At 34.5% G+C, this 18,325-nt stretch carries 18 protein-coding genes and 1 tRNA gene; 9 read left to right on the forward strand and 10 right to left on the reverse strand.

Features of this window, described 5'->3' with window-relative positions; all coding sequences use genetic code 11:
• Positions 1-194 precede the first annotated feature (194 nt).
• Both ACNQGG_RS07590 and ACNQGG_RS07595 read right to left on the reverse strand, forming a co-directional pair.
• Entirely contained in the window at positions 195-1,754 is a 1,560-nt protein-coding gene (locus ACNQGG_RS07590) for a type I restriction-modification system subunit M (protein WP_417962709.1), read from the reverse strand.
• Positions 1,755-1,941: 187 nt separating this feature from the next.
• A complete protein-coding gene (locus tag ACNQGG_RS07595) occupies positions 1,942-2,346 on the reverse strand; it encodes a helix-turn-helix domain-containing protein (RefSeq protein WP_417962711.1) in 405 nt (134 codons plus the stop codon).
• Positions 2,347-2,523: 177 nt separating this feature from the next.
• Between ACNQGG_RS07595 and ACNQGG_RS07600 the strand changes: the two genes are divergently transcribed.
• Genes ACNQGG_RS07600 through ACNQGG_RS07610 form a run of 3 tightly spaced genes read left to right on the forward strand, consistent with a single transcriptional unit; the run spans position 2,524 to position 5,134 of the window.
• Complete coding sequence (locus ACNQGG_RS07600; protein WP_417962713.1) at positions 2,524-3,084, forward strand: hypothetical protein; 561 nt, start codon at positions 2,524-2,526, stop codon at positions 3,082-3,084.
• Between the two features lie 35 nt (positions 3,085-3,119).
• Positions 3,120-4,736: a hypothetical protein gene (locus tag ACNQGG_RS07605; protein WP_417962715.1), complete on the forward strand. Its 1,617-nt coding sequence runs from the start codon at positions 3,120-3,122 to the stop codon at positions 4,734-4,736.
• A gap of 44 nt (positions 4,737-4,780) precedes the next feature.
• Positions 4,781-5,134 carry a hypothetical protein gene (locus tag ACNQGG_RS07610; RefSeq protein ID WP_417962717.1) on the forward strand — a complete coding sequence of 118 codons (354 nt, stop codon included), beginning with the start codon at positions 4,781-4,783 and terminating at the stop codon, positions 5,132-5,134.
• 927 nt (positions 5,135-6,061) lie between these two features.
• Here the strand turns inward: ACNQGG_RS07610 and ACNQGG_RS07615 are convergent.
• Both ACNQGG_RS07615 and ACNQGG_RS07620 read right to left on the reverse strand, forming a co-directional pair.
• A complete protein-coding gene (locus ACNQGG_RS07615; RefSeq protein ID WP_417962719.1) occupies positions 6,062-6,373 on the reverse strand; it encodes a DUF6922 domain-containing protein in 312 nt (103 codons plus the stop codon).
• A 46-nt stretch (positions 6,374-6,419) separates the two neighbouring features.
• Positions 6,420-7,109 (reverse strand): nucleotidyl transferase AbiEii/AbiGii toxin family protein, encoded by a 690-nt coding sequence (locus ACNQGG_RS07620; RefSeq protein WP_417962721.1) that lies wholly within the window; start codon positions 7,107-7,109, stop codon positions 6,420-6,422.
• Positions 7,110-7,319: 210 nt separating this feature from the next.
• Here ACNQGG_RS07620 and mobA point away from each other — a divergent pair, with 210 nt between their 5' ends.
• From mobA to ACNQGG_RS07635, 3 genes are all read left to right on the forward strand, one after another.
• Positions 7,320-7,757 (forward strand): conjugal transfer protein MobA, encoded by a 438-nt coding sequence (gene mobA / locus ACNQGG_RS07625; RefSeq protein ID WP_417962723.1) that lies wholly within the window; start codon positions 7,320-7,322, stop codon positions 7,755-7,757.
• Between the two features lie 148 nt (positions 7,758-7,905).
• On the forward strand, positions 7,906-8,061 hold the full coding sequence (locus ACNQGG_RS07630) for a hypothetical protein (RefSeq protein ID WP_417962725.1): 156 nt from the start codon (positions 7,906-7,908) through the stop codon (positions 8,059-8,061).
• Positions 8,045-9,568, forward strand: a complete 1,524-nt coding sequence (locus ACNQGG_RS07635; RefSeq protein WP_417962727.1) for a recombinase family protein — start codon at positions 8,045-8,047, stop codon at positions 9,566-9,568. The genes ACNQGG_RS07630 and ACNQGG_RS07635 overlap by 17 nt, the downstream gene beginning before the upstream one ends.
• On the opposite strand, the gene ACNQGG_RS07640 is transcribed toward ACNQGG_RS07635, so the two are convergent.
• From ACNQGG_RS07640 to ACNQGG_RS07650, 3 genes are all read right to left on the reverse strand, one after another.
• Positions 9,559-9,633: transfer RNA gene (locus tag ACNQGG_RS07640), tRNA-Val, on the reverse strand. The two genes, ACNQGG_RS07635 and ACNQGG_RS07640, sit on opposite strands and share 10 nt — an antisense overlap.
• Before the next feature lie 206 nt (positions 9,634-9,839).
• Positions 9,840-10,634, reverse strand: a complete 795-nt coding sequence (locus ACNQGG_RS07645; protein WP_417962729.1) for a hypothetical protein — start codon at positions 10,632-10,634, stop codon at positions 9,840-9,842.
• Positions 10,635-10,751: 117 nt separating this feature from the next.
• Positions 10,752-11,987: a bifunctional folylpolyglutamate synthase/dihydrofolate synthase gene (locus tag ACNQGG_RS07650; protein ID WP_417962731.1), complete on the reverse strand. Its 1,236-nt coding sequence runs from the start codon at positions 11,985-11,987 to the stop codon at positions 10,752-10,754.
• A 128-nt stretch (positions 11,988-12,115) separates the two neighbouring features.
• Between ACNQGG_RS07650 and ACNQGG_RS07655 the strand changes: the two genes are divergently transcribed.
• Together ACNQGG_RS07655 and ACNQGG_RS07660 are read left to right on the forward strand one after the other, a co-directional pair.
• On the forward strand, positions 12,116-12,811 hold the full coding sequence (locus ACNQGG_RS07655; protein WP_417962733.1) for a MotA/TolQ/ExbB proton channel family protein: 696 nt from the start codon (positions 12,116-12,118) through the stop codon (positions 12,809-12,811).
• Between the two features lies 1 nt (position 12,812).
• Positions 12,813-13,208 (forward strand): ExbD/TolR family protein, encoded by a 396-nt coding sequence (locus ACNQGG_RS07660; protein ID WP_417962735.1) that lies wholly within the window; start codon positions 12,813-12,815, stop codon positions 13,206-13,208.
• A gap of 227 nt (positions 13,209-13,435) precedes the next feature.
• Here ACNQGG_RS07660 and ACNQGG_RS07665 read toward each other — a convergent pair whose 3' ends face one another.
• The 3 genes from ACNQGG_RS07665 to ACNQGG_RS07675 form a co-directional block, all read right to left on the reverse strand.
• The gene (locus tag ACNQGG_RS07665) at positions 13,436-14,335 is read right to left on the reverse strand and encodes an energy transducer TonB (RefSeq protein WP_417962737.1); all 900 of its coding nucleotides are present in this window, start codon (positions 14,333-14,335) and stop codon (positions 13,436-13,438) included.
• A gap of 193 nt (positions 14,336-14,528) precedes the next feature.
• Positions 14,529-15,755, reverse strand: a complete 1,227-nt coding sequence (locus ACNQGG_RS07670) for a Glu/Leu/Phe/Val dehydrogenase dimerization domain-containing protein (protein WP_417962739.1) — start codon at positions 15,753-15,755, stop codon at positions 14,529-14,531.
• A 67-nt stretch (positions 15,756-15,822) separates the two neighbouring features.
• Positions 15,823-16,893 (reverse strand): anhydro-N-acetylmuramic acid kinase, encoded by a 1,071-nt coding sequence (locus tag ACNQGG_RS07675; protein ID WP_417962741.1) that lies wholly within the window; start codon positions 16,891-16,893, stop codon positions 15,823-15,825.
• A 230-nt stretch (positions 16,894-17,123) separates the two neighbouring features.
• Here ACNQGG_RS07675 and ACNQGG_RS07680 point away from each other — a divergent pair, with 230 nt between their 5' ends.
• Positions 17,124-18,263, forward strand: coding sequence for an acyl-CoA dehydrogenase family protein (locus ACNQGG_RS07680; protein WP_417962743.1), 1,140 nt, complete (start codon positions 17,124-17,126; stop codon positions 18,261-18,263).
• Positions 18,264-18,325 lie beyond the last annotated feature (62 nt).

The following is an 18,325-nucleotide window of genomic DNA, read 5'->3' on the forward strand; positions in this document are numbered from 1 at the left end:
ACCGCCTTCTTCAATATCACTTTTTGATATTCCTTTCCCTTTTGAAAATGTAGCTACTTCCCCCATCTTTCTACCTTCCCACTCCTCATTAAACCCAGGAAATCTCAAATTAGGAACGTTACCTACTTTTAATTTTTTATTTGCCATCTCGATTATTTAATTTTCGTTATTAAAAACATTAAGGATTTAAAAATTTAAAAGACTAGCTCTAGTTCTTTTAAATAAACATCTATTTCCTTATCGAGATTGGCTCTTTTAGCTTCAAGTTCTTTAATTTCGAACATTACCTTTTGGATATCAATTTCTTCTTGTTCTTCGAATGTATCCACATAGCGAGGAATATTTAAATTATAATCGTTCCCCGCAACTTCTGCAAGACTAGCCAAATGACTATATTTTTCAATTACTGTTCTATTACGATAGGTTTCTACAATCTTAGTGATGTGATCGTCTCGCAACATATTTTGATTTTTAACCTTTTCAAATTCTTTGCTGGCATCTATAAATAAAATATCATCCGGTGTTTCTCGGCATTTTTTGAAAACCAAAATACATGTAGGAATACTGGTGCCATAGAAAATATTAGCAGGTAAACCAATTACTGCATCTAAGTAATTCTTCTGTTCGATTAGATGTTTCCGAATGTGTAATTCTGCTGCACCGCGGAACAAAACGCCGTGTGGCAGTACAATTGCCATGGTACCGTTTTCCGCTAAATGATAAATCATATGTTGCACGAAAGCAAAATCGGCTTTACTTGCCGGTGCCAACTTGCCGTATTGACTAAAACGGTCATCATTTAGAAATAAGGGGTTCGCACTCCAATTAGCGGAAAAAGGAGGATTTGCCACTATAGCTTCAAATGGCATATTATTTAAATGTTGCGGGTGTTCTAAAGTGTCCTCTTGCTTTATGTTGAATTTTAGATAATGTACTCCGTGCAGTATCATATTCATGCGGGCAAGATTGTATGTTGTTCGGTTCATTTCCTGCCCGTAAAAATTATTGACATCTTTTACCTCACGGGCAACACGCAATAGCAGCGATCCAGAACCACAGGTTGGATCATATACTGATTTTAATCTATTCTTACCTGTTGTGACAATTTTTGCAAGAATTTTAGAAACCTCTTGCGGTGTGTAAAATTCTCCTGCTTTTTTACCTGCACCACTGGCAAACTGACCAATCAGATATTCGTAAGCATCACCTAATACATCTAGTTCAGTATGCTCCAACTTAAAATCAATTTCATCAAGATGCACTAAAACTTTTACTATTATTGCATTTCTTGCATCAGCTGTTCTTCCTAAGTTATTACTGTTCAAATCCATATCTGAAAAAAGATCTTCAAAATCTTCTTCACTTTGAGTTCCCATTGTACTCAACTGAATATTGGTTAGGATTTTTTGTAAATCTTCCAGAATGAAATTATTACTACCGCTGTTTCCTCTTTTTGCAATTTCACTAAAAAGTTCAGATGGTTTCAAAAAGTAACCTAGATTTTCAAGGGATTCCTCTCTGACTGCTTCAATATATTCTTGACCCTCTTTTGTGTTTTCTTCAATATTCCTGAATTGAATATTATCTTTTTCCAAAATGGAGTTGGCGAAAATCTCCATTTTTTCAGCCAAATATTTATAGAATATGAAACCTAGTATATAATCCCTAAATTCATCCGCATTCATCTTTCCTCGTAAAGTATTCGCTATATTCCAAAGCTGTTGCTCCAATATTTTTTTCTGTTCTTCTGACATTTTAAATAATTGTTTATTATAATTAGGGATTAATAATCCTTAAGAAGGCACTAATGTAATAAACTTTTGGTGTTATGACTTATGGATACAACGAATAATCATTTTTTAGTAAAAGATAATAATCATGCAATTAAAAAGGCTCAACTAATTAGTTGAGCCTTAATTATGAATAAGAATTATCCCGAAATTATTTATTGATTAGTTTTTCAAGCCTTGCCATCATTTCATCTTTCTCTTTCAACATACGCTCGTATAAAGCAATTTTTTCTTCGTGAAGTTGGATCAATTTTTCGACTGGATTATTATTGAAAGTTGGGCTATAGTTTATCAACCCTTGGGTATCATGAAAAGTATTCGAAATAATATTTATAGCCTGCTCCTCATCAAAATTTTGAAAAGCTTCAACGGGAATTTTTAATGCATCTGAGATTTGATTAAGTATATCATCTTCAATTATATCTTTTTGCTCTAGCATAGAAATTTTCTTTTGATTCCAGTCATTTCCCAGATCATAAGCCAATGCTTCCTGTTTGATTCCAAGCATTTCTCTGAAGCGTTTTACGTTTCTTCCCTGATGTATTTTCTGTTCCATAATGAGTATCAATTTTTTGGCTCAAAGATAAAGCCATTTGGATTAAAAATTCTGAGTTTCAAAGATAAAAAAATATCCTGTAAAATATCCCTTTTGTCAGATATTATATCCGCTTTGCGAATAGATTATCCTTTTGAAAGAATGCAACTTCGCTTGTGAATTTTAAATCTCGCTACTATGAAAAAGAATAAAATATCCTTCGAAACAAGGTTTTGGGCAGGTTTTGTGGCAGGAAATCCATTTGAGGCATTTGACGCCATTTTTGACTTTGCACATCTTGATTATTATAAACAGAATTTAAGTGAAGCGGTACTTCACTGCTTTAAGAGAAAGGTCTATAAGCAGGAAACCCCTTGCAATGTTTTTGTCTTTTATACTGCTGTATGCTCTTTTCTCAAAGTCTGTTACTGCCTGAAAAGGAAAAGTAAAAAATGGAAAGTAAAAGATTCAGCCCGTTGTGAAACGGTATTTCATCTTTCTTCACTTACCAAGGAAGAATATGAAAATCCTTTTTTAGTGCTTCAAAATGCATTTGAGGAGAGAACACTGCAACAGTTTGAATTTTTCTTATGTGAAATCACAGAGCTTTCATTGTCTCCCTATTCTGGAGATCCTGACTCCGACCTTACGACACCTTATATTCATTTAATCAAAATGCTCGATGCAGGGGAACTAATGAGAGAAAGAGGTGTTGAGAGAATAAAGAAAACTGATCAGGCTGAACCTGCAACGGAATAAAATATCCATTATCTAATCTTCAAAAACACATTATTATGAAAACTCTAGAAAAACTTAAATTTCCAAAACTCGAAAACGATTATTTGGAAAACATTCTCAGACAATTAGTCCGTCAGTATAATGTTATTCAAATGTTTTTTACCAGACAACAGTATTCGGAATTTAGTTGTCTTATTATCAATATTGAAAGCAATATAGATGCTCAAAAACTTCAGCAGAGTAAGTGGGTAAGAAAAGTTAAAGAACACCTTCAGATTAATATAGCTTTTATCTTCTCATCAAAACTTCGTCATCACTATTCTTTAGGTTCTCCTTTCCTTGCGTTTTACTGTCGTGAGTCTGCGGTTATCTACCAGAATAATGAGTTCGAAAATTCTATTTTTAGAACAGAGGAATGGCAAAAATTCAAGAAGAGATTCAATGAGTATGAAAACAATTTTTACCACGATCACGATCTTCATGCGTGGCAGATTAAAAATCTCATTTCAGAAGGTTCTTCAAACAGCGTTTTTATATCCTATGCAAGACTTGTTGGATATGATCTTGACTATTTAGAAGAACTGTACTTAGGAAGTAAATTTGCTTTGGTGAGCTTAGATGAAAGGATCAATAATCTTATCCAATACATACCTGATATTCAGAAATACTTCGTGAGAAACAACCGCAACAAATTTTACCTCACTGATTTATTTACAAAAGCAAAAGAAGCGTCTGCCGAAGATGATGTAATCTATAAGGAAGAAATGTATGAAGCTGTTGGAATTGCCCAGCGAAGTCTCTATTGTCTTATAGAAAAAAGGCTTGCCGAATTAAAGAAGCTAATCAAGAAAGGACTGCATGAAAGCAGTGAGGCTGTATATGAAATTGAAAAGAAGCCGGGGAATAAAATTATAAATACTGCAATAAAAACTATATTAGAGATGTCAGAAGTTGAACAGATCTACTTATATCATCAAATTGTGTACGGTGAAAAAGCAACCTATTATCTACTGATTATAGGTAATGGTATAGGTAATGAAAAATTGATATCAATCATTCAATCCCTGAAAAGCAAAATAGTCGGAAAATATGATTTTGTTTTGATAAGTCATAACCGCAACTGGATTCAAAAGAGCCTCTATCAGTGTCAGAGTTTCTTTTCTAATATTATACAAGATAAATACCTGATATATTCATCCAGTCAGTACCACCCAGAATTTCATTGGGAGGTTCCTCACAATCCTTACCACGCTGATTTGTATTTTTATTATAAATCAGCCAAAGATAGTGCTATGCAATTTTGTGCGGTAGCCAATAATACTGAAGAGAATTACTGCGGTTTAGATGCTCTTTTTACATTATTTTTCCTGTCCTTTTGTAGAACATATATTTTTGTCAAAACCTTCTACTTAACTCATTATCTGTCAAGTCAAGCATTGTGGGAACTGTGTATTTATGCAGATGCCGATATAAGAAAATACAATTATTTGACAGAACAGTTCTGGACTGATTTCTTTCCTTATTTAGATAAACATAGGAACCTTTATCATAAATTATCAATACTCAATAAAAAAGAGGTTGATCAGATGAATGTTATTGTTGAAAAACTGATGTATGAATTACATGATTTGGTTATTGAAGGAGGGTTACTATTGAAATCTGAACACGATTGACAATTTATCATTTAATAAAATTAATCGATTTAAAAATAAAAATCATGGAAACAAATGAAATTGAAAAGCTAGAGACCATTAAAAGATTAACTTCCAATTGTCTCAGTACGTTGAGACCAGTTGATGATAAAAGAAAGATTCATAGTGCTGAAATAAAAGTATATGATTATTATGAACTTGCCTCAGTTATTAGAAATCTGATGAAGTTATGTATAGTGGCTCTGGATCATGATGGCGCTGAAGTTCCTAATACTATCGAAAATAAGTCGATCGATGTTGGGCTTATTCTTGGGATTGCCTTGCAGTTATTTCCAATTGATGAATTCGAACTGCTAAATGAAATAAGCATATTATTTCCTGCTGATTCTAAAAATGAACATGAGATTATTAATAAGTAATAATCACATTGTTAACTAACCTGTTTCTAATTCTAATTTTAATAAAACGCCGACTTTGGAGGCATTTTCCAGCCCCCTGCAAGGGCAAGTGGTTTTGAGATGCTGAATTCATTTCAAGCATCTCAAAACACAACTTGCTGTTTTCTTTCGAAAACATTATTACCGATGGTTTTAATTGAAAGGGCTTGATGCCCTTTTTTTTGTTTTGCGGATATTTACGAATGTTATGTGTTGTAATTAGTTTGATCAAAATCAGCCTTGATAGGGCTGTGTAGAAATAGGATAGTATTGGCAGCCTTGGTTTTATTGTGTTAACCTCCATAAATTTGGCAGAGATTTAACTGCAATTCTCTGCCGAATTTGCAAATCTACAGAGGTGTACGTTAAAATATAAGTATTTAGATATATATTCTCATGCCTATTTAAGCACAAATGCAATTCTGTATGGACGCACAGTTTTACAGAAGTATTTAATCCTATAAGTAAATGCGCTTGTATAGCTGTATGTATGTACATACGTTTTTACAATTTTACTCTTTTACATAGGTATGCTGTTACGCATAGACATAAATGCTCCCTTATCTAAATAAGTAAATAAATAGACTTTCAGATACACTCGTATATTCATATCTAAAAACATAAATATATTTTCAAAAGAAACAGAAAAACCGAAAAAAAGAAAAAGAAAGCAATTTTACAGGACGGGATGCAGACAGGCCAAAAGGAAACGGAATAAGTCCCGAAGGGTGGTTTGTGAGGAACGAGCAAAACATTATGCCGTAGTCTTTTGGACAGGCTAAGCAAGCCCGCCCTACCTTGGTTTTCTTTTTATTATTTCTTTGATCAAAATATAAAGTCCAACACGTCCAGTTTAATAAATAAAAATAAGCAAAGAATCTCTTTTTACTACTATTTTTCAGAGTAAAACTAAATCCAGTGATACGGTTTGTCCTTACGGTTCAAATAGCAGTACATGTCTTCCCTTTTGAGTTCGGGAAAGAATTTAAGGGCATTTTCAATGGCATAGTTGGGAAGAAAGGAAATCTCGTCACGAACAGCTGTAATTACTTTTTCATGACCATAAAAACGGACGATTTCGTCAATTTGATCATGACCTCCACGCTCAATAATACGGGCAATTACCATTTTATATCCCCTGTCCCAGTCAATACTGTCGAATCTAAAATCCCAGAAGAATTTATGGTGAAGATTAGGTATATGTTTAGCTGATGCTTTCATTGTTTTTCAATAAGGTTAGTATCAAATATAAGCAATTTCTGCTGAATTACCTGCGAAAACCTCTCTTTTTATTAGAGTTAATCGGTAAATCCTGGCTTTCTGATTTAAATTTATATAAAGGATTTTTTACTGCCAGTTCCAGTCGTTTTTGGATGTTTTTCCAGTTCTGCTCTTTTTGTTTTAACATATCTACGCCTTCAAAGGTGGTAATCTTGTCATATGTATTCAGACCTATACAAGCCCAATATGGGTCTTTATTATATTTTCTCTGATAGGCTTGAAGATAGAACTTTAAGGGTTCTTGTTCAAGCATAAAGTACATATCGACAAAATCCTTGTATCTGTTACCGCTCTGATGAATTGCGTGTAGTTTCATTGCCCCAATGTCTTCATTGGAAATCATGCGGACTCCTTCAACTGTTTCCACAGAATTCAGAAGAGGATAATCATGGGTAACAATATCGACTTTTATATCATCGATGTAGGTAAGAACGGTGTTCGGGAAGAACTGGCTTTCCTCTACATTTACACCGTAAGTATTATGCAGATATTTGAGCATCATCTGCGAATCAAAATCTTTTGTCGTAAAAAGATCTATATCCACCGATAAGCGGTGTCCTAATCGTAAGGCTAGCGCCGTACCGCCGACCAGTACATGTTCTTTCAATTTTTCATCTTTCATAAGTCTTTGGAGGAGTTCCCACATCTCCCGGGTAACTGTTTCTTTGCAGAGCATAATTTCATGTTTTTCAGAAAATTAATCCTGAAAAAGGCCTGCTCTTTTAAAGTGTCTTGTGATGGCTTTACTTGACAGCGGATGCCCAATCCTAAAGGTTTAAGACTGGGTTAGGAACAAATAAGCCAAATGCTTCCAAGCACTTCCAAATTAGAGTGTAAGTACTGATTATAAGATATATTAGTTTTTAAGTAATTGAAATAAGAAGTCATGGAAAATGAAGAAAAAAAGAACCCGCATAAAGGAGGCAGACCTTCCAAAATAGATCCCGCAATCCACCGCTATTCTATCAGTCTTACTGCGGAAGAAAATGTCCGCTTCCTCACTCTTTTTGAAACATCAGGAATGCATGTAATGGCTCATTTTATTACAGCGTGTGTTTTCCAAAAAGGGATAAAAACAGTTAAGATCGATAAAGCGACAATGGATTATTATATGCGCCTGACCTCTTTTTACAGCCAGTTTAGGGCTATCGGGGTTAATTATAATCAGGTTGTTAAACTTTTGTACAGCCGTTTTTCCGATAAAAAAGCATCTGCATTTTTATACAAATTGGAAAAACAGACGACTGAAATGGCGGTATTGTGTCAAAAAATCATAATTCTGACTGAGGAATTTGAAAAAATCACCTTAAAAAATGAGGCTTAAAAATGTTTCAATATTTTTTTAAAAGCACGCCAAATACAGTCATCTAATTCCATAGAAAGTAATAAAAAGCAGAAACACTCTATTGCTTTTTAAATTTATTGTGATGCTATGAGAGTCATGGTGCATAACTAAGTTAATGATCTGTGGTATGGAGAATGTAAATAGTGAACCCTTTGAAAATGATGAAATTATATCAAAAAAACTTGAAGAGTTAGAACAAGAAAAAGAACAAAAAATCGTAAATTTATTGATTGAAATTATTGTATCATTAACATGGAAAGAATTATATGAAGAGGGCGATTAGATATTTAAGATTTAGTCAGTTGGGTCAAAGCAATGGCTCTATTGAAAGGCAGGAATTGTATACTGATCAGTACCTGCAATATAATAATATACAATTGGTAGATTCTTTTATTGACAGGGGTAAAAGTGCTAAAACTTTTGACCGTCCGGATTTTATAAAGCTTCAGGTATTTATTGCTAAGCATTATAAAACAGTGGATTACCTGCTTGTAGATCAGCTTGACCGCTTTAGCAGGGATGCAGGCGAAGCTATGAGTTTAGTCAAACAATTTCAAAAAAAATACAGTATCCAGATTATCAGCGTGACCGAAGGAATAGTCTTTGATTATGATACTCCGGGAAGTTTTTTTAGGGCGGGTTTGCAATTACTGCTTGCTGAAGAAGACAATATAAACAGGAGTATCAAAGTGCGTGGCGGTCTCTATACAGCCCGTGCAAAAGAAGGGCGTTTTCTTACCAGAGAAAAACCTTTCGGCTACAGTAAGGTCGGAGAAGGAAAACAGCGTCACCTTGAGGTAAATGAAATAGAAGCTAAAATTGTTAGACTGATTTATGATATGTTCCTGAGGGATGTGCCATTATATAAAATAAAAGAAATGGCTTACGAGGCAGGTTTTGACAGGAAAGGCAATATGGCTATTGATCGTGTACTTGCAAATCCCGTGTATGCCGGGCTTGTAAGGGTTGAGCCATTCAAGGATTTGCCGGGAGGTCTCTTTCCTGCTATTCATGAACCAATAGTTGACAAGATAACATGGACAATGGTACAGTCCAAAATGAAAAAGGCTGATAAAGTAAAAGTAACTATCGATTCTGAAATACCGTTAAGAGGTGTTGTGAAATGCCATTGTGGAGTTCCGCTTACAGGTGCGCCTTCCAGGGGTAAATCTGGTAAATATTTCTATTATTATAAATGCAAGCATTCAAAGCATAATAACATAAGTGCTATCAAAGCACATGAGCAGTTTCTGAACGCTTGTGATCTTATGAGCGTTTCTGAAAGACGAATTAAAGAAATAAGAAATAAAACTTACAGTTCAATCGAACAGGGAATCAAAGAAAACAAGAAAAAAGCAGAAGATAAAAAACATGAACTGGATGAAGTACAGCAGCGATTAAATGCAGTAGAAGAAAAATGGTTTAAGGATGAAATAAATAAAGATACCTATGAAAGATGGTATTCTACTTATTCAGATCATATATTAACACTTTCTGCTGCAATAGAAAGATTCAGTATTAATCAAGGAAAAGCCTTTGATGTTTTAGACAGGAAGCTGGATTTATTGGGTGATATTAAACACATTTATACAAAGTCAGACATTTTACAGAAACGTGAATTTGTAAACATGGTGTTCGATGGCAATTTATACTATGAACAGGGTATCTATCGAACACCTACAATGCTGGATATATTTTCACATAATGCCAGTAAAATGGAGGAAAAGGGGTATCTTATATACAAAAAAAAGAGGGATAACATTTCTGTTATCCCTCACAGTGGGCGATGAGGGGTTCGAACCCCCGACCCCCTCGGTGTAAACGAGGTGCTCTGAACCAGCTGAGCTAATCGCCCTATTACAATTCAGTGATTTTCATTACCTTATTGCGAGTGCAAATATAAGCTTGTTTTTCGCTTATCCAAAATATTTCTGCACAAATTTTAATATTTTTTCGAAAGAGTTTATATTTAATTGGTGTTTAGTTTATTAGGTTTGATAGAATTTTCAAATAAACTCCATCTTACAATATATAAACAGAGTTTATTTGAAAATTTATAATTTATTTGGATAGCGTGGGTTCATTATGGTAAATGAAATCACCATGAATGCCAGTAAAAGCTTTATTTAATCCATCAAAAAACACTTTTCTGTCCTCTTCTTTTGGCCAAGCAGTTTTTATTAATTCATCTTGTTTATCGCTGGATTTTTCTAAATCGGATAAGGAATCATAATAATAAGCTTCGAGAAAATCCCTGCTGTCAGCGCCCCAAGCATGACGATTCGGGTAATATCCTTTGATAAAAGGGTTGTTCATGGTTATTTTTTCATTAAATTCCTTCATTCCTTTTCCTTGTCCATTCAAGGACATTTGTGATTTTCTTATATAAACAATCATAGGTTGTTTTGAAGTAGGTTTGAATTCTTTAGATCCTGCAATAGAAGAGTAAATTTCATCGGAATGCATTTTGGAATAATAAGTGTTGTGTTTATCAAAAAAATCCTTTCTGATTTTTTCGTCTGGCCAACCTTTTTTAATTAATTCATTAGAAACATCATTAGACTTTTCGATGTCTTCCCAGGTTTTAAAGACGGAAACCTGTAAAACCTCAGAACTGTTTTCTGTATAATAATGATTAAGAATTTCGGAGCCAATAATTAAATCGTTCTTGCTGGTAACTTTATCAAAATACTCTTGTTCAGTTTGTTTCCATTCTTTCCTATCCGTATCCAGATTCCTGTGTAATGTAGTTACTGTAATAAATATAGGTTTTGGGTCTTCTTGAGCAAACATTCCGATGCTTGACAGGAATGTTAAAATTAACAGTCTCAATACTAAATTGTCTTTCTTTTTCATAATAGTTTAAGGATTAAGTGAGTAATAAATAAAATTAGTCACATAAATTTAACTAATTATGAGTCAATTAGTTGCGGAGATAAACAATTTATTTTTGAAGGTAATTATTGCTCAAAGTTAAATCCCTTTATTTAAAGGCAATTCAGCCACTACAAACGTACTGCCGCCAATAAAGATAAAATCATTTTTTGTAGAATTATTCTTAGAATATACGTAAGCGTCTGTTACAGAGCGGTATGTGTTTCCGTTAAGATGGTATTTTTTTGCTTTTTCTTGTAAAATGGCAGCGTCTAAACCACGGGGAATATTTGGTTTACAGAAATAATAAATTGCATTTTTTGGAAATAAAGGTAAAACTTCGTCCAAATCTTTGTCATTTACCATTCCAAGTACAATATGTAGTTTTTCGAACGTTTCTTTTTGAATTTGGTTCATGACAATCTCTAATCCGTTCTTGTTGTGTGCGGTGTCACAAATAACTTTAGGGGATTCGCCTAGTTGTTGCCATCTTCCTTGAAGTCCTGTGTTTTTTACAACCAGGAGTAAACCAGATTTGATATCTTCCTGGAAGACTTTAAATTCTTTTTGCGCATTTAAAATAGCAATTGTTTGTATCGCGGTTTTTTTATTGTGCAGCTGATAATCGCCAATTAAATCCGAAGGATAGGTTTCTGAAACCAATTCAGAAGCAAAGTAGATTGCTGAATTGCATTCTTTGGCTTTCGCCAAAAAAACGGGCTTGGTTTCAGTAGTATATTCTCCAATCACTACCGGAATGTTTGGTTTTATGATTCCCGCTTTTTCAAAAGCAACTGATTCCAGTGTGTTGCCAAGAAATTGGGTATGATCCAACCCAATATTCGTTATAACGGATACAAGTGGCGTAATGACATTGGTAGCGTCTAATCTTCCGCCCATTCCAACTTCTATAATGGCGATGTCCACTTTTTCTTTTGCAAAATAATCAAAAGCCAATCCAACAGTCATTTCGAAGAAACTCATGTCGTTTGCTTCAAAAAAATCTTTATGCTTATTGGTGAAATCAGTAACAAATGCTTCAGAAATTTCAATTCCGTTAATTTTGATGCGCTCCCGGAAATCTTTTAAATGAGGCGAAGTATACAATCCCACTTTATAGCCCGCTTCCTGAAGTATAGAAGCTAGCATGTGTGAGGTAGAACCTTTTCCATTAGTTCCTGCAACATGAATGCATTTTATTTTTTCTTGAGGATTGTCAAGATGATCTATTAGTAAATGCGTGTTGGTTAAATCTTTTTTATAGGCCGAAGCGCCCTGAAGTTGGTACATCGGAAGTTGATTAAACAGCCAATTTATAGTTTCCTGATAGTTCATTTTTGAATAAAATAGTCGTTGTTTAAAATATTTTTCGATTTTTTTAGTTTAATAGTACATCGAAAAGTATCTTTATTGCAAAATTGAAATAATTTTTAGAATTAATGAGTAAAAATCAATAATAATATATGTTTAGTTTTATACAATTACAGGCCGACACTATTGCTAATGCTGCGTCAAACGTAGTAATCGAGAAAATTGCTCCAAATACTGAAATCTCTGTTTTGGAATTTATTTTAAAAGGAGGGTTCTTCTTAATCCCAATTTCAATCTTATTATTCTATACTTTTTATTTAATTATAGAACGTACTTTGTATATTAATAGAGCATCTAAAATGGATCATCGATTGATGTTAGATGTCAGAGATAATCTAAATTCAGGTAATCTGGAATTGGCTCGATCCATAGCCGAAAGAAGCAACACGTCTTCCGGGAACATTATTAAAGAAGGAATACTTGTTATTGGTAGACCTATTGCCGAGATTGAATCTAATATGGATCGCGCTGCAGACATTGAAATTGGAGAAATGGAGAAACATTTGGGACAATTAGGTCTTATTGCAGGGATTGCGCCTACATTAGGATTTATTGGAACTATTTCTGGAGTAATTAAAATATTTTATAGCATTTCAGTTACTGAAAATATTAGTATTGGTAATATTTCTGGAGGTTTATATGAGAAAATGATCAGTAGCGGTTCTGGGTTGTTAGTTGGTATTATTGCGTATAGCGCGTACCATTTATTAAACGGAAAAATTGATAATTTTGCTTTAAAAATTCAAAAACAGATACTGGAATTCGTAAATATTATTCAAAGATCGTAACATGTCTATAAAACGAAAAAGAAGATTTCATGCCGAAGTGGCTACTTCGTCATTAAGTGATATTATGTTTTTCTTGTTGTTGTTTTTTCTGATTATATCCACTTTGGCTAATCCAAATGTTATAAAAATGACATTGCCAAAAGCAAAAGCTAATGAGAAAACGAACAAACAATACATCAGTTTGTCTGTTACCGAAGACAAGAAGTTCTATATCGACAAGCAATCGGTAGCATTTGAGGAGTTAGAAACAACTTTAATGTCTAAAATGAATAGTGAAAAGGATCAAACCGTTGTGGTGAGAATCCCGTTTAATTTGCAAGTCCAGGATTTAGTTGATGTATTGCAAATAGGAGTAAAAAATAATTTGAAGTTTGTGATTGCCACCAGTCCAAAATAAGTGTCATTGCGAGTTTTTACGAAGCAATTTCATTATTTGGGCGTGACCACAATAGAAAAAGGGGCTAATCAGCATAAAGTTGATTAGCCCCTTTTTCTATTGCGGTCGGGCTATCCGCAGTACTTCGGTACTTGCTCCTATCCCTCACGCAAATCCCGAAACCACTGAATTCTTGGGCAAACAGAAAAAATAAAAACGCCTCGATAATTTGATTCTGTATTTATTTTTTAATTCAAATTGAAATTATAAACAATCTTTCCCACTTGTTTTTCTGGGGCATCACTGCTGGCATCCCATTTCGTATTCATCGCCGCGATTCTTGCTTGGTCTAATAAACATCTTGCAGTATTCGTTGTTCCTTTTATGCCGGCAATTGCATTTATTGTTCGTCCATTTCTATCTACAGAAACTTCTACAACAACTTTCCCTTCTTCATTACAAGTGTATTTTGGTGCTGGTTTCGAAACTGCTTTTCTGTTTCCCAGAGAGTAACCAGTACCGCCGCCAGAGCCACTTCCGCTTCCTCCACCGCTACCGGAGCCGTATCCGCTTCCAGTTCCTATTCCGGTTCCTGTGCCATTTCCACCACCTGTTCCGCCCCCGGAACCTCCAGTTCCATAATAGCCATTAGAACTTAAACTTCCGTTTGATTTTCCTTTATTACCAGCTGCTTTGTCATCGCCATCACCGCCTTTATTGGAACCTTTTAGAATGCTGGATAATGCATCATTTGTATTGTTGGAAACTTTAGGTTTTACAACCACCGGTTTTGGTTTCTCTTTTACAACAATAATAGGTTTTGTAGTTTTTTCTTTTTGGGGAATGACAACACTTTCTTCGGTGCTGTTTTCCTGCGATAAAATAGCTTCGTCAGGAGTTGCTTTTGCTGGCGTTTGTCTCGTTTGGTTTTTAACTTGCAAAACTTCACTTTTATAATTCAAACCAGAACCAAGATCGCTGTCTCCGAAATTCACGGTAACGCCTCCGCCACCTCCTCCGCCTGCAAGTTCAGCCAAGTTTGCTGGTGGCCAAAATCGGATGAAAAATAAAATTAACAACATTGTAGCATACAAAAGAATGGATATTACTAAAGATTTCTTTTGGTCTGATGAAATGGTGGAACTCATTTGTATTTTAAATTTAAAAAAGTGTATTACTAAAAAACGTTGAAAAGTACTAAAAATTGTCAAGAGTAAAAAGCTACTGGGAGAATATAAATAAGATTGCTTTTATTTAAAACTGAGAATAAGAAAAAGGGATTAAATAGATTTTGAATAATCTACTTAATCCCAGTTCCAATATGTTTATGAATGCTATATTTTAAGTAAGTTGTTTCAAAGCAATTTCAAAGGCAGTAGCACTAATGTTTGTTTTGCTTGGATTCAAATCATGTGCTTTTTCGATTGCTTTTTTAATCGTTTCCGATGTGTCTTGAAAGATAGCTTCATCGGTCATTTGCACTTTCTTTTCCATGAAATAAGCAAAAACGCGAGCCATTCCACAATTAGAAATAAAGTCAGGAATTAAGCTTACTTTATGATCTACATCTTCCATAATTGGACCGAAAAATATTTCTTTGTCGGCAAAAGGAACATTCGCGCCACATGAAATTACTTCAAGACCATTGGCAATCAAACTGTCAATTTGAGATTGAGCCACTAATCTGGAAGCTGCGCAAGGAGTGAATATTTCAGCGCCGATTGTCCAGATTTTTTGGTTGATTTCTTCAAAAGGAATCATATTTTCGACAACCAGTTTGTTTCCGTCTTTAGCAAGGAATAATGTTTTTATTTCTTCGAAAGTAAAACCTTCTTCATTTATCAATCCGCCATCTCTGTCAATGATGCCGATGATTTTTGCTCCCATTTCTGCCAGATAAAATGCTGCTGCAGAACCTACATTTCCAAAACCTTGGACAATGGCTTTCTTGCCTTTTACATCTCCGCCATAAATAGTATAATAATTACGAACTGCTTCGGCAACGCCAAAACCGGTAATCATGTCTGCAATGGTATATTTTCGAGAAACATCTGGAGAGAATTTCGGATTCTCGATTACTTTAACCACACCTTGACGCAATTGACCAATTCTGTTGATTTTATCCGCTTCGGTAGGTTTGAAATGTCCGTTAAAAACACCTTCTTGTGGGTGCCAAACGCCACATTCTTCTGTCATGGGGATTACTTCATGAATTTCATCCACATTCAAATCACCCCCGGTTCCGTAATAACTTTTTAATAACGGAGAAACCGCTTTGTACCAACGTTGTAAAACGCCTTTTTTTCTGGGATCATTTGGGTCAAAATTAATTCCCGATTTAGCACCGCCAATAGCAGGTCCTGAAACCGAAAATTTCACTTCCATTGTTTTTGCCAAAGACAAAACTTCATTCATATCCAATCCTTTTCTCATACGAGTTCCACCGCCAGCAGCGCCACCACGAAGAGAATTAATTACAGTCCAACCTTCAGCTTCGGTTTCAGCATCTTTCCAATGGAAAACTATCTCAGGTTCTTTATTTTCGAATTTCTTTAATAAATCTTTCATTTATTGCGATATGTTTAATTTTGACAAATATAAAAAATAGAATAATGCGAATTATGTATTTTTAATATTATTTTGAGTAATAAACATTTCCAGAGCTGTGATCCATTTTAGCACCCGTAACACTGCTCAAAACATTGATTTCTCCTCGCAATTTTAATACCCCAAGCAGAGCAAAAATCAACGCTTCTTTGAATTCCAGAATTTTAGCTGACGGAATTATGATTTCCATTTCCGGTAAATAGGACTGAATACGTTCCATAAGAAAATCATTGTAGGCGCCACCGCCGGTTATATAAAGACTTCCGTTTTTATTAGGTAAAGCCAAAGCAATCTGTAGTGCTACATGTTCAGTGAACGTGCATAATTTGTCTTCAATAGTAATTTCGAAACTTTCGATTAAAGGCAAAACGGTTTCTTTTACAAATTCAAAACCCAGTGATTTAGGATATTTTTTTTGGTAAAAATCTAAAGCATTTAATTCCTGTAGCAAGTTAGTGTCGATTTTTCCAGTTCTAGAAATGATGCCTTTATCATCATAATCGAATCCCAATTGATTGGCGTAAAAATTCAAAACGGTATTTACCGGTGAGATATCAAAGGCGATTCGTTGCTCGTCTTGTTCAAAAGATACATTCGAAAAACCACCTAAATTCATGCAATAATCGTATGCAGGAAATAATATTCGGTCGCCAATAGGAACCAAAGGTGCACCTTGACCGCCAAGTTGAACATCTTGTACTCTAAAATCGCAGACTACCGTTTGCTTAATTAAAGAAGCGATTTCGGGTAAATTACCAATTTGAAGTGTAAACCCATGCTGTGGTTGATGTAAAATAGTGTGGCCATGCGAACAGACGGCATCCAGGTTTTCAATTTTATGTTTTTTGATAAAAGCTGTAATAATCAAAGCGAGAAGTTGTGTATAGTCTTGATTTAATTTTTCGAGCTGTACCTTAGAATAATCCACCGCAGATTTTAGGCTTTGTATCCGATTTGAACTATAGGCTGTCGTTTCGCTTTCAAGAATTTCAAAAGCCCATTTATTGTCCTTTACACTAAATCTAATGTGTGCTAAATCAACACCATCAAGCGAAGTTCCTGACATTACTCCGATAACGTTATAGTAATCTTCTTTCATTGAGCTAATTTCTAAATCAAAATTGATAATTTCATAATATTAAAGTATCTTTGAATACTTTTTTTAAATAAAAAGTAGTTTAATAGGTGTAATTTATAACAATAATCAACTTTGTGGTGAAAAGTAAAAAATATAAAAAATTTTCTAAAGCTGTAAATTTAAGGATTGTAATTGAGTAATTTTACTTTTATTTGTAGAGTTAAAATTTTAATAAAAAACAAAATATAGTTATGGATTTTAATCTAACCGAAGAGCAGTTAATGATTCAGCAAGCAGCTAAAGATTTTGCTCAAAACGAATTATTGCCGGGTGTTATTGAAAGAGACGAATTCTCTAAATTTCCAACGGAGCAGGTAAAAAAAATGGCGGAACTTGGTTTTTTAGGAATGATGGTTGACCCTAAATATGGCGGTTCCGGATTGGACAGCGTTTCTTATGTCTTGGCGATTACTGAAATTGCTAAAATAGATGCGTCTTCAGCTGTTATAATGTCTGTAAATAACTCTTTGGTTTGTGCAGGTTTAGAAAAGTATTGCAACGAAGAACAAAAAATGAAATATTTAGTTCCTCTTGCCAAAGGAGACGTAATTGGTGCTTTTTGCTTGTCTGAGCCTGAAGCAGGTTCCGATGCGACTTCACAAAAAACAACTGCAATCGATAAAGGAGATTATTATTTATTGAATGGAACTAAGAACTGGATTACTAATGGATCTTCAGCATCTACTTATATTGTAATTGCTCAAACTGATGTTGAAAAGGGACATAAAGGTATTAATGCATTTATAGTTGAAAAAGGTTGGGCTGGTTTTGATATTGGTCCAAAAGAGAAAAAAATGGGAATTCGTGGTTCGGATACGCATTCCTTAATGTTTAATGACGTTAAAGTACCAAAGGAAAACCGAATTGGAGCAGATGGATTTGGATTTAATTTTGCGATGAGTGTACTAAACGGTGGAAGAATAGGGATTGCTTCTCAAGCTTTAGGTATTGCGACCGGTGCATATGAGTTGGCCTTAAAATATTCTCAAGTGCGTAAAGCTTTTGGAAAAGAAATTTTCAAACATCAGGCGATTGCTTTTAAATTAGCCGATATGGCTACTCAAATTATGGCTGCCAGAATGTTGTGTTTTAAAGCTGCGTCTGAAAAAGACTTGGGAATGGATATTTCTCAATCTGGAGCAATGGCGAAATTGTTTGCTTCCCAAACGGCTATGGATACGGCTATTGAAGCAGTTCAAATTCATGGTGGAAACGGCTATGTTGCCGAGTATCATGTGGAACGTATGATGCGCGATGCCAAAATCACTCAAATATATGAGGGAACTTCTGAAATTCAGCGTATTGTGATTTCAAGAACATTAGTTTCATAAATAAAATTGTATTAAATTTTCAAACCCTTTCAAGTCTTGATTTGAAAGGGTTTTGTTTTTTA

The organism is Flavobacterium esculini (genome assembly GCF_048284325.1).
Taxonomy (GTDB): Bacteria; Bacteroidota; Bacteroidia; order Flavobacteriales; family Flavobacteriaceae; genus Flavobacterium.

Coding starts and splice junctions, on each gene's coding strand:
- ACNQGG_RS07590 (WP_417962709.1), bottom strand. CDS start 1,754: ATGTCAGAAGAACAGAAAAAAATATTGGAGCAACAGCTTTGGAATATA.
- ACNQGG_RS07595 (WP_417962711.1), bottom strand. CDS start 2,346: ATGGAACAGAAAATACATCAGGGAAGAAACGTAAAACGCTTCAGAGAA.
- ACNQGG_RS07600 (WP_417962713.1), top strand. CDS start 2,524: ATGAAAAAGAATAAAATATCCTTCGAAACAAGGTTTTGGGCAGGTTTT.
- ACNQGG_RS07605 (WP_417962715.1), top strand. CDS start 3,120: ATGAAAACTCTAGAAAAACTTAAATTTCCAAAACTCGAAAACGATTAT.
- ACNQGG_RS07610 (WP_417962717.1), top strand. CDS start 4,781: ATGGAAACAAATGAAATTGAAAAGCTAGAGACCATTAAAAGATTAACT.
- ACNQGG_RS07615 (WP_417962719.1), bottom strand. CDS start 6,373: ATGAAAGCATCAGCTAAACATATACCTAATCTTCACCATAAATTCTTC.
- ACNQGG_RS07620 (WP_417962721.1), bottom strand. CDS start 7,109: ATGCTCTGCAAAGAAACAGTTACCCGGGAGATGTGGGAACTCCTCCAA.
- mobA (WP_417962723.1), top strand. CDS start 7,320: ATGGAAAATGAAGAAAAAAAGAACCCGCATAAAGGAGGCAGACCTTCC.
- ACNQGG_RS07630 (WP_417962725.1), top strand. CDS start 7,906: ATGGAGAATGTAAATAGTGAACCCTTTGAAAATGATGAAATTATATCA.
- ACNQGG_RS07635 (WP_417962727.1), top strand. CDS start 8,045: ATGAAGAGGGCGATTAGATATTTAAGATTTAGTCAGTTGGGTCAAAGC.
- ACNQGG_RS07645 (WP_417962729.1), bottom strand. CDS start 10,634: ATGAAAAAGAAAGACAATTTAGTATTGAGACTGTTAATTTTAACATTC.
- ACNQGG_RS07650 (WP_417962731.1), bottom strand. CDS start 11,987: ATGAACTATCAGGAAACTATAAATTGGCTGTTTAATCAACTTCCGATG.
- ACNQGG_RS07655 (WP_417962733.1), top strand. CDS start 12,116: ATGTTTAGTTTTATACAATTACAGGCCGACACTATTGCTAATGCTGCG.
- ACNQGG_RS07660 (WP_417962735.1), top strand. CDS start 12,813: ATGTCTATAAAACGAAAAAGAAGATTTCATGCCGAAGTGGCTACTTCG.
- ACNQGG_RS07665 (WP_417962737.1), bottom strand. CDS start 14,335: ATGAGTTCCACCATTTCATCAGACCAAAAGAAATCTTTAGTAATATCC.
- ACNQGG_RS07670 (WP_417962739.1), bottom strand. CDS start 15,755: ATGAAAGATTTATTAAAGAAATTCGAAAATAAAGAACCTGAGATAGTT.
- ACNQGG_RS07675 (WP_417962741.1), bottom strand. CDS start 16,893: ATGAAAGAAGATTACTATAACGTTATCGGAGTAATGTCAGGAACTTCG.
- ACNQGG_RS07680 (WP_417962743.1), top strand. CDS start 17,124: ATGGATTTTAATCTAACCGAAGAGCAGTTAATGATTCAGCAAGCAGCT.